This is a genomic window from Variovorax sp. YR216 (assembly GCF_900107745.1).
GTDB lineage: Bacteria > Pseudomonadota > Gammaproteobacteria > Burkholderiales > Burkholderiaceae_C > Variovorax.
Genome location: NZ_FNRO01000031.1, coordinates 1 through 13551, shown reverse-complemented (window position 1 = coordinate 13551; position 13551 = coordinate 1). Strand labels below are relative to the sequence as shown.

Sequence of the window (13551 nt, the reverse complement as noted above, 5' to 3'; positions counted from 1 at the left end):
CCGTCCCATGATCAGGAGACCAGCACATGAGAACATTGATAGCCGGAGGTCAGGACCACCACGGTACCGTCACAGCCTTCAGCAGGCTACCCCTGGGCTATGAAGGCCCTTGCAGGATGTCCTACACAGGGCGACTGGGGGTTCCTCAGTCGGTCGTCTTCGCCAATCTCGCCGAGGCACGGCTCGCCGCAACCTTTGCGGTCCAGCCCGACCGCGGTGGGTATCACACCGCCGAACTGACGGTCGCCGACACCCGGGAGGTGACGCACGCCTCCTGCATCGACTGGATCTGCGGGGATGGGGAGCCTCGGTGATGGGCACGGCCGAACTGCTCTCCATGGCCATGCGCGGGCTGTCGAGCGTTGCCGTCGCGATCGCCCTGACCTTCACGCCAAACCTGGCGAGTGCGGACCAGGCGCAATCGAAGACCTTCATGGTCTCTGCGCTCCTGAAGCGACGGGACGCCGACTCCATCGTCAAGCTGGTTCATTCCCGCGTCTTCGCGAGCGATGCGGCCGAGGCGCGCCGCCTCGTGCTGCGCGAGGTGAAGGCGCGCTACGCCGGCTATGTCGTCATCGACACCCTGACCTCGGACCTCCACGAAAAGGCCGCTCCATGCAGGGATCGCCTGCAGCTGTGGGCCCTGTCAGGCGAAAAGATCGGGGCCACGGAATGACCCCATCCATCAAGCTATCCGCCGCGATCGCACGGCTGCTTGCGCCTGCGCTCCTGATCGCGCTTGCTTCTGCGGCTCACGCGCGAGGTCCCGCGCCAAGCGTCCCGGATCTTCCTGCGACCCATGAATCCGTCGAGGTCGCGTTCTCTCCGGATGGCGGCGCCGAAGGCCTCGTCATCCAGGTCATCGGCTCCGCCAACTCCTCGATCCGGCTTGCTGCCTACTCGTTCACCTCTCCGAGCGTGGTGCGGGCGCTGCTGGATGCGAAGCGTCGCGGCGTTGATGTGGCCGTCGTGGTGGACCACAAGAACAACCTGACGGAGAGCCGGACCCACGCCTCCCGAGAGGCGCTCAACCTTCTGATCAATGCCGGCATACCGACCCGAACGGTGAGCGTCTATGCGATCCATCACGACAAGTACATCGTCGTCGACGGACGGCATGTGGAGACCGGCAGCTTCAACTTCACGGCCGCGGCCGCCAAACGCAACAGCGAGAACGTGCTCGTGGTGCGGAACGACCCGGCTCTCGCGGCCCAGTACATCGCGCACTGGCAAAGCCGCTGGGCCCAAGGCCAACCCTATCGATCGACCTACTAGACAGTGCCAGGGAGCAAACAACATGGACGCAAGCAAAAATAATCGAAATGCGCGAAGTGCGGGCAAGAGCCAGAAACCTGCGGCACCCACGAGCGCCTTCTTCTGGCGAGGCCAACCCAGCATCCTGGCCGAGTCGTTTCGGCGGTCCAGACAGGGCCGCGGGGAAGCGACCGGCAAGCACCGAGCGCACTTCAGCCCACCCATCGAGGGAAGCGCCGCCGGACAGCAGGCGACGGACAAGCGGGCCGCGCTCGTGCGCCGCCGCATCTGAGGGAGAGCTTCAGATGGCGAACGCTCTGAACAAAGTCCTGTCGGAGATCGAGGATCTCCTCGACTCGCCCACTGCAAGCCACTGGTTCAAGCACGCGCTCAAAAGCGCCATGGGGCGCGACATCGTCGATGCCGCGCGAGACGCCGAGCTCCTTGCGCGCCTGATGGTCCAGCGATGCGAGGCCGTGCAGGAAACGCTTCTCCCGGGTGCGGTGACATGAGCCTCTACCGCATTAACGACGTCATCGTCCAGGGCGACGACCCCGGCTTTGCGGCCGAGCTGGTGACTGCCTACGCCGGCAAGGTTCGCCCGCTCTGCCTCTGCCGCAATCCCGGCATCGAGATGTACATCGCGAAGATCGCGGGCAGGCTCGCGATCAAGCGCATGCCCAACACCGGACGTGACCATGCACCTGCCTGCGACTCCTACGAGCCACCCCCGGAGCTCTCCGGGATCGGCCAGGTCATGGGCAGCGCCATCCACGAAGACCCGGAGAAGGGCCTGACCGCGCTCAAATTCGACTTTGCGTTGGCGAAGTCGTCTGGCCGCCCTGCGCCGGCTACCGGCGGCTCCGATGCGAGCAGCGTCATGACGGATGGCAACAGGCTCACGCTGCGGGGAACGCTGCACTACCTGTGGGAGGAAGCTGGCTTCAACCGCTGGTCGCCGACGATGGCAGGCAAGCGCAACTGGTATGTCATCCGCAAGCACCTCCTGCAGGCGGCCTCGGACAAGACGGCAAAGGGCGTCTCATTGGCGGACCTCCTCTACATTCCGGAGAGCTTCAACGCCGAACGCACGCACGAGATCGCGCAGCGCCGGATCAAGCACACCACCAAAGCCGCCGCAACAGAGATCGCATCCGGACCTCGTCCCCTCATGATCGTGGTCGGCGAAGTCAAGGAACTCGCGCCCTCCCGTTACGGGCACAAGATCGTCTTCAAGCATCTGCCTGACTGGCATTTCATGATGAACGACGATCTCCACAAGCGCCTGCGCAAGCGCTTCGAGACCGAACTCGGGTTGTGGGATGCCATGCCCGACACCCACCTCGTGGCCATCGGGACATTCGGCGTGGGCCATACCGGAGTCGCCTCGCTGGAAGAGGTGGCCTTGATGACGGTCACCGAGGGTTGGATTCCCTTCGAGAGCAGCTACGACAAGACGGTGATCGACGCGATGGCCGGGGCGCATCGTCGTTTTTCGAAGGCCCTTCGCTACAACCTGCCTGCCAATCGGCCGCTCGCTAGCCTGGTCGCGACGGATACAAGCCCCCAGCCCACGGCGATGTATGTGCTGCCACCGGGCGCCACTGGGGATGACGAAGCCGCGCTCGACGAACTGATGCAGAGCAGCCACCTCGCTCGATGGCTGTGGCGCGCGGGCGAGCTCGAGATGCCTGCGTTGCCGCTCGATCAACACCATCCCGGTCACGCGACGGAGGCCCCAAAAGTCAAAGGCCTCCAGATTCCTGGAGGCCTTTGACCCGATCCTGAGACCGTGTGGAAGAAGCGCGCTCGCAACGCGCTGCTGCCGATGTTCCTGATCCAAGTGTTCAAGGCTTGGTGAGTCGATCAGGAGCGCAAAGATTATCTCACCAAGCCACGTAAAGGCAATCGATGTTCAAAGACATGCGAACTGCCGGCATGGTGAGTCATGTCGGCGCTTAGAGATCCATCACAGCAGCCTGCGCAAGGCCATGCATTCCCTTCCTTGCATCGGATGGAAACACCCCTGCATCACGTGGCGGCGCTGTGGCCTGGGTTCGCAATCGGCACGCCAGTGGGCAACAAGGCGATCGTGCGACCCAGGGGTGATCACCAGCCCGTTCAGCGCAAGAAGGCTGCCGTGAGGCTGGAGTTGGTGCACCCCGCCGCCGATTCTGGCGGTCCCGGCGATCCACGCGCACTGTCGGACCGGCTCCTTTGCGTCACGAGCAGGCCGGAAGATGGGACGCGGCAAGAACAGCTCGAGGCGATCGTCCGGCAACTGCAGACGCTGCAGGGCGCAGCGGACTGCTACATCAGCGTCAACACGTTCTACGGCTGGCGCAACGGGAGGAGCCTCAAACATCTGACATGCCTGATGGTCGATCTGGATCTCGGCCTGGCCAAGGCGCGCGGGCGCGACTTCGAGGACGACTTCATGGCCATGCGCGAAGAGGCCCTGAACGCGCTCGCACAAGCGGGCATTCCGACACCGAACATGGCCACCCACACCGGCAACGGCGTGCACCTGTACTGGCTTTTCGAGCGGGCTGTGACGGGCAAGGCCGAGTTGCGCTGGAAGGTTTGCCTGAAGCGCCTCATCGAACTGCTCCGCCCTCTCGGGGCAGACGCCTCCGTGTGCGATTCGGCTCGCGTGCTCCGACTCGTGGGCACCGTCAACACGAAGGCGCCCGCGCACTGCCGCCGGGTGACGGCCGAGGTGCTCGTGCCACGGCGCTATGCCTTTGACTTCCTGGCCGATCAGATCCTGCCGCTCGCGCGTGTCGAGTTGCAGGCCCAACGCAAGGCGCGGGTCCTCGAGCTGGCGCCGCGGCGTGACCTGAAGGCGACGAGGCGGGCGGCGCCGGATGCGTCATCCCCGGGAACGTGCCGTAGGGGTCGTTCCTTCGCTGCCACCGCTGCTGCACGCCTTGCGGACCTGACGCTGCTTTCCACGAAGGCGTATCCGCAGGGCATTGCGCAGGGCGCGCGCGACCGATATCTCTTCCTCGCCACCTGCTGCCTCGCGTGGACATGCAGCGACGAGACGTCTCTCAAGACCGAATTGCTGGCCTGGAAGAACGCGCACATCGCGGGCATGAGCGATCGCGAGGCGCTGGACACCATGGGCACGGCCGTGCGCAACGCGAGCCAAGCCTACGAGCGGAAGGCAGCCGGCGCGCGGCTGACCCCTTACAAGGACCCACGCTACGTTCATTCCCCCGAAGGAATGTGGAGCCTGGTTGGAGAAGACATCGAGCGCGCGGGCCTGGTCGATCAGATGGTGGTCATCCTGCCGGCGGGGGTGCGTAAAGAGCGCTCTCGCCAGGCGCGCAGGGCCCAACGTGCGGACCACTACACCGGCCGCGGCATCCGTGAGGGGAACATTCCGCGCGCCGTGCAGGCGCAGGCTCTTCGCTCGCAAGGCCAGGGCCTGCGTGAGATTGCGCGAGCCCTCGGGGTCACGCCCAAGACGATTTCCGCCTGGCTGGAGCTGTCGCCCGAGGCGCTGGGGATCGAAGCGAGCCCGGCGGCGATGACGTGTGGTGGCCATGGCATCGAAGCAAGCAACGGCGAAGCAGGCAAAGCGACCGCGACGCCTGCCCAGGCCCGCGCGCCACTTCCCGAGCCCACTGAATCCGGTCGACCGCTCTGCGCCCTCACGCCTGCAACTTATCCACAGCCCGCGTGCGCGCTGCCCTTCCGCCGGCCAGCGTCTAGCAAAAGTTTTTTAAGTAATGGCGTAGCCGTGCAGGTTCCCGTCCCCGCATCTTTGATGCGAGCAGCCCAGGGGGGGTCGGGGGGGATCTTGAGTCCGATCCAGGGCGCAGCGGAACCGGTGAGCACCCCACCGCACGCCACGCCCGCCCCGGGTCGAGTGGCGCATCGCGGCTCGGTTCAGCTGCAGCTCGTGCAGTCAGCCGGACCCGTACGCGGCGAGTGCCGCCAGGAGGGCCGGCGCTTCGATGCGCAGCGGCTGCGCGAGCTTCGCCATGGGTCGCTGACCGGCGGCCTCGATGCGCTGGGCCTGCACTTCAAGGTCGATGCGACCTACGCGCCGCGCAAGAGCGGGCAGCGCATCCACGTCAGCCTGGATGGTGGCCGGGTCGTGGAGCTCGTGCTCTCGGGCTTGCAATGGTTCGACACCCGGGCCGGCAAGGGCGGCGGCGGCCTCATCGATCTGGTCATGCACCTGCGCGCGTGCGATTTCGTCTCGGCGGTGCGCGCACTTCTGAACTCGCCGCCGCTATCACCTTCACTCACCTGAACCGACAGATGGAAGCTCATACGAACACTCGCCGGACCCGCATACGCGCGATTGACCTGCCTCGCGACCCCCAGGCGCGAGCCGCACTGCTCAAAGAACGCAGACGCCAGGCCAGACGCGCCAAGAGACCGGACCACTACACGGGCCTTGGCATCCGCGAGGCCAACGTGCCACGGGCCCGGCAGGCGCACGCGCTGCGCTCGCAAGGGCAAGGCTTGCGCGAAATCGCGCGCGCCCTGGGCACCACGGCCACGACGATCTCGAGCTGGCTCGCGTTGCCGCCCGAGGCACTGATGGGGGAGTCGCACTGATGCAAAAGCACGAAGTCGAAAACGCCACCCTGCTCTTCGGACTCACTGCGCCCGTCGCGGGTTGGCTCGCCGGCACCTATCTGGGCAACGTCCCGCTGGCGCCCTTCCCACAGGCGCTGAACGCAGCTCTCCAGATCACGCCTCATCACCCAGTCATCATGGGCGGCTTGCTGTCAGGCCTGGCGATCGCCGCTGGTGTCGGCTGGCTGCTGCACGAGTACGGGGACGACATGTTCCGCGGCGCGCCATTTCGGCGCTGGATGCGCGGATCGAAGATGGCCAACTGGCATCGGGTCAAGAGCCTGGTGCTCGCCGCCAATCGCCGCGAGAACGCACGCCGGCGCAAGGAATTCCGCAAGGTCGATCCCGACATCAAGGACCTCGCGCCGATCATGGTCGGGCTGATGCCCGTGCCGATCCATCTGGAGAACCGCAACACGCTGATCTGCGCGTCGGTGGGCGCCGGCAAGTCCGTCGCGATGGAGGCCATGATCTCCTCAGCCGTCAAACGGCGCGATCGCATGGCGGTCATCGATCCCAACGGCACCTTCTATTCCAAGTTCAGCTTCCCGGGCGACACGATCCTCAACCCGTTCGACACGCGCTCGGCGGGCTGGACGATCTTCAACGAAATCCAGGGTGTGCACGACTACGCTCGCATCGCCAAGAGCATCATTCCGCCGCAGGTCGATTCGAACGACGAGCAGTGGTGCGCCTACACGCGGGACGTTCTGGCCGACACGATGCGCAAGCTCGTGGAGACGAATGCAGCCGACCAGGACGCGCTGGTCACGCTGCTTGTTCGCGAGGACGGCTCCGTGATCCGCGATTTCCTGGAAGGCACGGATTCACAAGGCTACTTCCGCGAGAACGCCGAGAAGGCCATTGCGTCGGTCCAGTTCATGATGAACAAGTACGTGCGGCCGCTGCGTTTCATGACCAGGGGCGAATTTTCGCTGCGGGCGTGGGTTCAGAACCCGGAGGCGGGCAACTTGTTCATCACCTGGCGCGAGGACATGCGCGCCGAGCAGCGCCCGCTGGTCGCCACCTGGATCGACATGATCTGTGCCACGGCGCTCAGCCACGAGCCGATGACCGACGCGCGCCTCTGGCTGTTCCTTGACGAGTTGGAGTCGCTGGGCAAGCTCGAATCCTTCGTGCCTGCAGCCACCAAGGGCCGCAAGCACGGTCTGCGCATCGTCGGCAGCATCCAGGACTGGGCGCAGCTGGACGAAACATACGGCAAGGACTCGGCGAAGACCCTGCTCGCGTGCTTCCGCAACTACCTGATTTTCGGTGCGTCCAACGCATTCAATGCCGACAAGGCCAGCGAAATCCTGGGCAAGCAGCACGTCGAGCGTATCCAGATCACGAACACCGTTGGGCGCGGCGGTGGCGGGAGCCGGCAGCTGGTGGCCAGCCCGCCTGAACCGGTCGTCATGGACTCGGAGATCTCCAACCTCAAGGACCTGCAGGGCTACGTGATGTTCGCGGAGGATTTCCCGATCGCGAAAATTACGCTGCCCTACGTGGCCTACCCGCAGCGGGCGACGGCGATCGAGATCACCGCGCAAACCGCCAAGCCCGTGCAACAGCCAGGCCCGGCGTCGGAAGTTCCAACGACAACGACATCCTCGAAGGCACCCAAACGCCGGGCGCGCCGATCCATTAATGCAGACCGCACAGCAGACCTGTTCGCTGACGCCGCGCCTCACACCTCAAGCTGAGTCACACGCAGACCCATCCTTTGGTCGGCGATGAGCAAGCCTGCCAGTCCGAGTGAAGGCGCAGGGATTTACCCAATAGAACTGGATTTTGTGGGGCACAGTCGTAGCTCCTGCAACTTGCAGTGGCTGGTCTTTAGCATCAAGCAGTCAGGCATGCAATGCCCGCCTGCTCGCACCGCTACTGCGCAGCGGTATTCGAACAGTTCAATCATCCAGGCTGCGCAGTCCCATTGCGAACATAGTGTTCAAGCGAGAGCAGACGCTCGCATGGCACATCATGCCTCGATCTCTAATCGGCCTTTTGACCTGCACCGTCACGGCGACAAGTTCATGGCGTGACGAGTGCAAACGGCCCCGACTTCCGCCGGAGTCATCCGATCGCAGACGCTCCGAGCGAAAAGCGGAAGTGTAGCTCTTCGGTGCTTCTACTCCCCTATGATTCGTCGTCACTCACGCAGCCGATTTCGCCTTCGGCAACCCTTGCGCCTTCCTCGAATCGATGAAATCCGAAAAATCAAAGCGCGCCACCGCCTCGCACCACTGGCACCTGGCCGAAGACGATCTCGGTGTCGCGTTGACCGATCTCGAGTACGCCGTGATGCGCACCTACGAGTCGTTCGTGCGATGGCAGGCCGAGTGCCTGGCGGCCGTCACGGGCGCGGTCCTGACCGGCCAGGAGAACGCGCTGCTGCACGTGATTCGCATGCACGACCAACCGAAGACCATCAAAGATCTGCTGCATCTCACGAACCGCCAGGACGTGCCCAATGTGCAGTACGGCCTCCGCAAGCTGCTCAAAATGGGTTTCATCGAAAAGCAGGGTTCGGGAAGGGCTGGCGTCTACTACGAAGCCACGGCGGAAGGCGCCAAGGTCTGTGACGACTACGCCAAGTTACGAAAGAAGTTGCTGCTGGAAGGTGCCAAACGCTACCCCGCCTTCAGGCAGCATTCGCACAGCGCCGGAGCCCATCTTGAGCTCCTGGAACGGCTGTACGAATCAGTGACGCGGGAAGCCGCCACGTTCCACCGTCGAGGCTGATTCGCACCTCTTCCTCATCCCACGCAGCGCATCTCTTCGGCCCCCGGGCGGGGCACGAGGACCACGACGGGGCGTGCCCTGCCCTGAACTCGCAACCCCGGGGAAAACCCCGGTACCGGCTCGAAGGTGGATTTCTATACTTCAATCAAATAGAAAGTCTATTTAAATGTCTATCTGATCCAACTCGGCATCCAAGCCGTCGTCAACCGAAGGAGCATCCATGAATCGATTGCTGAATACATCCGACTTCCTGCTGGGCACGTTCGCCTCCAACTGCTCGGGCGGCATGTCTGTCACCAAGGTCGAAGAACGATGGGACAACTCCTGGGATAACAACTTGCGGCTGGCAAGGCTGCTAGATGAGGCTGGCATCGACTTCATGCTGCCCATCGCGCGATGGATCGGCTACGGTGGCGAGACGGACTTTCATGGCAACGTGCTGGAGACTGTCACCTGGGCAGCCGCGCTGCTGGCCCACACCCGGCGTCTGACTGTGTTCGCGACGGTCCATACCGCGGCGAACCATCCGATGGTGGTGGCCAAGCAGATCGCCACGCTCGATCAGGTCGGCGCGGGACGCGCCGGTCTCAACATCGTTGCCGGATGGAACCGGCCGGAGTACGAAGCGCTCGGCCTGGCGCTGGCCGACGATCACAAGACCCGCTATGGCTACGCGCAGGAGTGGTTCGACATCATCCAGAAACTGTGGACACACCCGCGTCCCTTCGATTGGCACGGCGAGTATTTCAAGCTCAGCAAGGCCTACGGCCTTCCTGCGCCGCGCAGCGGCCGACCGCCCATCCTGAACGCCGCGGGCTCCAGCGAAGGGCGCGAGTTCGCCCTGAACAACGCGGACTTCCTGTTCACGCCCGCGATAGATCTCGATCGATCCAGCCAGGAGATTGCCGAGTTGAAGGCCAAGGCCGTCGCACAAGAGCGCAAGGTCGACATACTGACCTTCTCGCATGTCGTGTGCCGGCCCACCGAGCGAGAGGCAAAGGATTATCTCAAGCACTTCGGCAACGACCACGCCGACTGGGCTGCGGTCGACAACCTCATTGCGCTGCAGTTCGCCAATGCCAAGTCTTTTCCTCATGACTTGTTGGCGCTGATCCGCGATCGCATGGCGGCCGGCCATGGAGGCTATCCCTTGACCGGCACCCCCGAGCAGGTGGCGGACGGCATTTGCGCGCTGGCCGCGGCGGGCTTCAAGGGAACCACCCTGTCTTTCGTTGACTACGTCGAGGAGTTCCCTTACTTCCGCGACCAGGTCCTGCCCATCCTCGAATCCCGAGGGCTGCGCGCGCCCGTCGAAGTGGCCCCCGATTCCTTGCGGTTGGCAGCATGAATGCCGAGCAAGCCACATCCATCTCGGGCGCGCCGCATTCGCTCGCCATAGCGGCCGAACCGTCGGCCTTCAAGTCGGCGATGCGCGAACTCGCCGGGGGCGTCAGCGTCGTCACGGTGCAGGTCGGGCATGAGCGCTCCGGATTCACCGCCACTTCGGTGACCTCACTCTCGGCCGATCCGCCCACGGTCATCGCCTGCGTCAACCGGACGAGTTCATCGGCATCGCTGCTGCTCAGAACCGATCGCTTCGGAGTGAGCATGCTCACACACGCCCAGCAGCAGGTCGCTGATCGATTCGCCGGCATGAGCGGCGTGACCGGCAGCCAGCGCTACGCCACCGAGCGCTGGACGCAGCTCACCGCAGGCGGCGCACCCGTCATGCTCGACAGTGCGATCTCGCTGGACTGCCGCATCGACGACATGATCCAGAAGCACTCGCACTGGATCCTGGTCGGACGTGTGATGGCTATTCACCGCGGCGAGATCGAGGCGGCCCCGCTGGTGTACTGGCGAGGCGGCTATCACCAGCTCGCCGATTGCCGCGCCTAGTTCGTCGTGCGAGCCACGCATCGCTCGCGCCACTTCATTTGCAGAGACCCTCCATGAACCAAAGCTCCCTGTCCCCGCTCCAGCGTGCCCTGACTACCGACTCGGTGCGCATCGTTGACCTAACCCAGACCTTGTCGCCATCCTTTCCCGCACTGCAACTGCCGCCGCAGTTCGGCCAGGTGTGGTCGTTCAAGGTGGAGAAGATCTCGCAATACGACGATGCCGGCCCGGGCTGGTACTGGAACAACTTCTCATGCGGCGAACACACCGGCACGCACTTCGATGCGCCGGTGCACTGGGTGACCGGCAAGGACCATCCCAACAACGCCGTCGACACGATCGACCCCTCGCACTTTGTCGGTCCGGCGGTGGTGGTGGACGCGAGTGCCCAGGTCGCACTGGACCCCGACTGGCTGTTGACTGTGGATTTCCTCGAGGAATGGGAAGCCCGGCATGGACGCATTCCGGCCGGCGCCTGGGTGCTGTTTCGGACCGACTGGTCCAAGCGCCTCGACGATCCGGCTGCATTCGTCAACATGCGCGAGGACGGCGCGCACACGCCGGGTCCGACGCAGGAGGCGGTGCAATGGCTGATCGAGGAGCGCGATGTCAGGGGATTCGGCGTCGAGACGATCAACACCGATGCGGGCCAGTCTCATGCGTGGCCAGTGGCCTATCCCTGTCACACACTGATGCATGGCTCGAACAGGTACGGACTGCAATGCCTGACGAACCTCGACCAGTTGCCGCCGACGGGCGTCGTGATCCTTGCTGCACCGCTGAAGATCGAGGGCGGGTCGGGCAGTCCACTACGAGTCCTTGCGCTGGTGGGGTAAGCCAACGCTTGACTGCTTGTCGTTCTGACACTTGACGGCCGCAGCACGCCCAGCAAAGGACTGCTCGTGGCCGGTTGCTCCAGTTCGACGAACTCGCGCAGAGGTCCACCAAAGGGCACGAACCCGCTGATCCGCCCTGCCCTCCCTAAGGACGGTTCACGCTGCTGTTCGGCCTGCGAGAAAAAGGCCTCAAGGGCGCCTTTCGTGAATTCCTATTTGAGGTACAAAGGTACCCAAAAAAGGAACGATCTGCCAACTGCCAGGCCCGGCTCCAGGCGATGGCGGACCCGCTAGGGCTCCTTCGCCAAAGCCCCCCAAACGAACGTGCCGTTCGGGTCGACCCGAAAGACATCGAGTTGCCCTGAAGGACGCATGCGATAGGCGGTGCGCATCCGACCGGCGCGCAGAATGAGCTCGTCGCCTTCAAACACTGCATCGCGGATCGCCGGCTCAGGCGGCCCCCATTTGGACGCGAAAAGCTGAATCACGCGAGCCGAATCTGCCGTCACACTGAGCACTGCAAGCTTCACATCGCATTCGAAGTCGTTACACGCGGAGCCCACCCACTTGCCGAGCCATTTGGCGCGCTCCGGTGGTGTGTCTGGTTTCACTGGCGAGATGACGGCCGTCTCCGGAAAGGTGGCCACGACGGTGGACGTCGTTGGCTTCACGTCTCCGCGTCCCGCCCGGTTCGGCCAATAGGTGGGAGGCTGCTTGCTTGTGTAGGGCAGCACGGGCATTGCAACCCGCTTGAGGGTTCCTTTCTGATTGAAGCCCTGCACGGTACTCACTACCTCGAGTTCATCGGGGCCGGAGAGCCTGTAGACGACCCGAGCAGATCCAATGAGGAGAACAAGCTCCGAGGACTTGTTCAGCAGGCCGGGCACACGGAACCACCCGGACTGCCCTCCTCCAACAATGGAGCGACCTGGGCCGATGGCCCAGACCACCCATGTCATGTTGGGGTCCATGCGCTCCACCACCATCGTGTGCTCAGACTGGATCTGCGCGCCAATCAACTTGCCGGTCCACTTCCCGGAGAACGCTTTGAGTTGGCTTGGTACCTCAGGGGCGGGTTCCATCACGAAGAGGTCTTCCGGAAGTGGCGCGTCGAACATGCTTGCCCTCGCCTGATGCTGCGCGAGAAAGCCAAGCCCCAGAACCACCAAGATGAAAGCCCAACGCTTGGACATAGCGCCTCCAGCCATCCGCGACACGGACGAATTTCTCGAATGATCTGCCTTTCAGGCGGGCTAACAAATCCTCAAGGCGATGGGTGAGCCAAGGAAGAAGCCCCGAGACACGCCACGCTGCGCGTCCCGGGGCTCGGGCGCCAGGCCCTGGCCGGCTTACTTCTTGTCGATCGACAAGCGGCCGGGACCGAAGGCCGCAAGCGCCAGCAGGCCGCCCACCACCGCGATGTTCTTGTTGAACAGGAGCGTGGCGACCATCTTCATGGCTCCAGGCGCCGCCCAGTAGGCGTGGAAGTAGAACGAGGCCACCAGCGTGAATACGGCCAGCACGATGGCGGCGATGCGGGTCTTGAAGCCCAGCAGCAGCGCGATGCCGGCGCCGAGCTCCACGATGATGGCGACGGCCGCGGCCACAGTGGGCATCGGCATCCCGACGGACGTGATGTAGCCCACAATGCCGGAGAAGCCCGTCAGCTTGGCGAAGCCGGCTGGGATGAAGAGGTAGGCCACCAGCAGGCGGCCGATCAGGGCGAAGACATCGGCTGCGGGGAGCGCGCCGGCGTCGCTGCGGCCTGCTGTGGCGGTGATCGAGTTGGACATGAAATTTCTCCTGTGTGTTGAAAAGGTTGAACCGGTGGTTGCCGTTTGGGTTTTGGGTCAGGGCTGAAGGTCGAACACCAGCACCTCTGCGTCCTTGCCGGCCTTGATCTGCAGTTGCGACTCGCCTTCGAGTTTCGCCGCGTCGCCGCCGGTGAGCTTCTGGCCGTTCACCTCGAGCTCGCCGCGCACCATGTGCACAGCGTGCAGATCGGTTTCATCAGCCGCTTTGCGCATGAAGCCTCAGGCGCCCGAACGTCAAAATTTGCAGCCTGGGACTTCCGCTCAGGGCACGAAGCCGCAGTCCGCCCCGCCCTCTTTAAGGACTGCACTCGTTAAGGTTTGTGAGACATCTGCCCGGCAAACGCGCAGCGCATGGAGTGACCACAAGCTGAGGGCAGGTGTCGCACAAACCTCGAGGGAGGAAA

Annotated in this window: 15 protein-coding genes and 1 pseudogene; 13 read left to right on the top strand and 3 right to left on the bottom strand. The window is 64.0% G+C overall.

The genetic code is table 11. The annotated features are described in order from the left end of the window. The first annotated feature begins 26 nt into the window (after positions 1 to 26). From BLW05_RS34375 to BLW05_RS34320, 13 genes are all read left to right on the top strand, one after another. Entirely contained in the window at positions 27 to 314 is a 288-nt protein-coding gene (locus BLW05_RS34375; RefSeq protein ID WP_093169284.1) for a hypothetical protein, read from the top strand. Next, a complete protein-coding gene (locus BLW05_RS34370; protein WP_093169282.1) occupies positions 314 to 676 on the top strand; it encodes a hypothetical protein in 363 nt (120 codons plus the stop codon). Before BLW05_RS34375 ends, BLW05_RS34370 begins: the two co-directional genes overlap by 1 nt. Continuing rightward, positions 616 to 1275, top strand: coding sequence for a phospholipase D family nuclease (locus tag BLW05_RS34365; RefSeq protein WP_371127019.1), 660 nt, complete (start codon positions 616 to 618; stop codon positions 1273 to 1275). Before BLW05_RS34370 ends, BLW05_RS34365 begins: the two co-directional genes overlap by 61 nt. Before the next feature lie 22 nt (positions 1276 to 1297). Continuing rightward, entirely contained in the window at positions 1298 to 1546 is a 249-nt protein-coding gene (locus BLW05_RS35785) for a hypothetical protein (protein WP_143045018.1), read from the top strand. A gap of 13 nt (positions 1547 to 1559) precedes the next feature. Beyond that, positions 1560 to 1766, top strand: a complete 207-nt coding sequence (locus BLW05_RS34360; RefSeq protein ID WP_093169278.1) for a hypothetical protein — start codon at positions 1560 to 1562, stop codon at positions 1764 to 1766. Next, positions 1763 to 3031, top strand: a complete 1269-nt coding sequence (locus tag BLW05_RS34355) for a DUF1173 domain-containing protein (protein WP_093169276.1) — start codon at positions 1763 to 1765, stop codon at positions 3029 to 3031. Before BLW05_RS34360 ends, BLW05_RS34355 begins: the two co-directional genes overlap by 4 nt. A gap of 237 nt (positions 3032 to 3268) precedes the next feature. After that, positions 3269 to 5521: a helix-turn-helix domain-containing protein gene (locus BLW05_RS36715; protein WP_256330641.1), complete on the top strand. Its 2253-nt coding sequence runs from the start codon at positions 3269 to 3271 to the stop codon at positions 5519 to 5521. Between the two features lie 167 nt (positions 5522 to 5688). After that, positions 5689 to 5832, top strand: a complete 144-nt coding sequence (locus BLW05_RS35780; RefSeq protein WP_143045017.1) for a helix-turn-helix domain-containing protein — start codon at positions 5689 to 5691, stop codon at positions 5830 to 5832. Further along, positions 5832 to 7559, top strand: coding sequence for a type IV secretion system DNA-binding domain-containing protein (locus BLW05_RS34340; protein ID WP_093169272.1), 1728 nt, complete (start codon positions 5832 to 5834; stop codon positions 7557 to 7559). The genes BLW05_RS35780 and BLW05_RS34340 overlap by 1 nt, the downstream gene beginning before the upstream one ends. Positions 7560 to 8058: 499 nt before the next feature. Beyond that, on the top strand, positions 8059 to 8598 hold the full coding sequence (locus BLW05_RS34335) for a winged helix DNA-binding protein (RefSeq protein ID WP_093169270.1): 540 nt from the start codon (positions 8059 to 8061) through the stop codon (positions 8596 to 8598). 220 nt (positions 8599 to 8818) lie between these two features. Beyond that, entirely contained in the window at positions 8819 to 9946 is a 1128-nt protein-coding gene (locus tag BLW05_RS34330) for an LLM class flavin-dependent oxidoreductase (protein ID WP_093169268.1), read from the top strand. Continuing rightward, positions 9943 to 10497, top strand: a complete 555-nt coding sequence (locus BLW05_RS34325; protein ID WP_093169266.1) for a flavin reductase family protein — start codon at positions 9943 to 9945, stop codon at positions 10495 to 10497. Before BLW05_RS34330 ends, BLW05_RS34325 begins: the two co-directional genes overlap by 4 nt. A gap of 53 nt (positions 10498 to 10550) precedes the next feature. Beyond that, positions 10551 to 11333, top strand: coding sequence for a cyclase family protein (locus BLW05_RS34320; RefSeq protein ID WP_093169264.1), 783 nt, complete (start codon positions 10551 to 10553; stop codon positions 11331 to 11333). Positions 11334 to 11623: 290 nt separating this feature from the next. On the opposite strand, the gene BLW05_RS34315 is transcribed toward BLW05_RS34320, so the two are convergent. The 3 genes and pseudogenes from BLW05_RS34315 to BLW05_RS34305 form a co-directional block, all read right to left on the bottom strand. Further along, complete coding sequence (locus BLW05_RS34315) at positions 11624 to 12526, bottom strand: hypothetical protein (RefSeq protein ID WP_093169262.1); 903 nt, start codon at positions 12524 to 12526, stop codon at positions 11624 to 11626. 156 nt (positions 12527 to 12682) lie between these two features. Further along, positions 12683 to 13126: a DoxX family protein gene (locus BLW05_RS34310; protein WP_093169260.1), complete on the bottom strand. Its 444-nt coding sequence runs from the start codon at positions 13124 to 13126 to the stop codon at positions 12683 to 12685. 57 nt (positions 13127 to 13183) lie between these two features. After that, positions 13184 to 13324, bottom strand: a pseudogene (locus tag BLW05_RS34305) (quercetin 2,3-dioxygenase); the annotation flags it as partial. Positions 13325 to 13551: the final 227 nt, after the last annotated feature.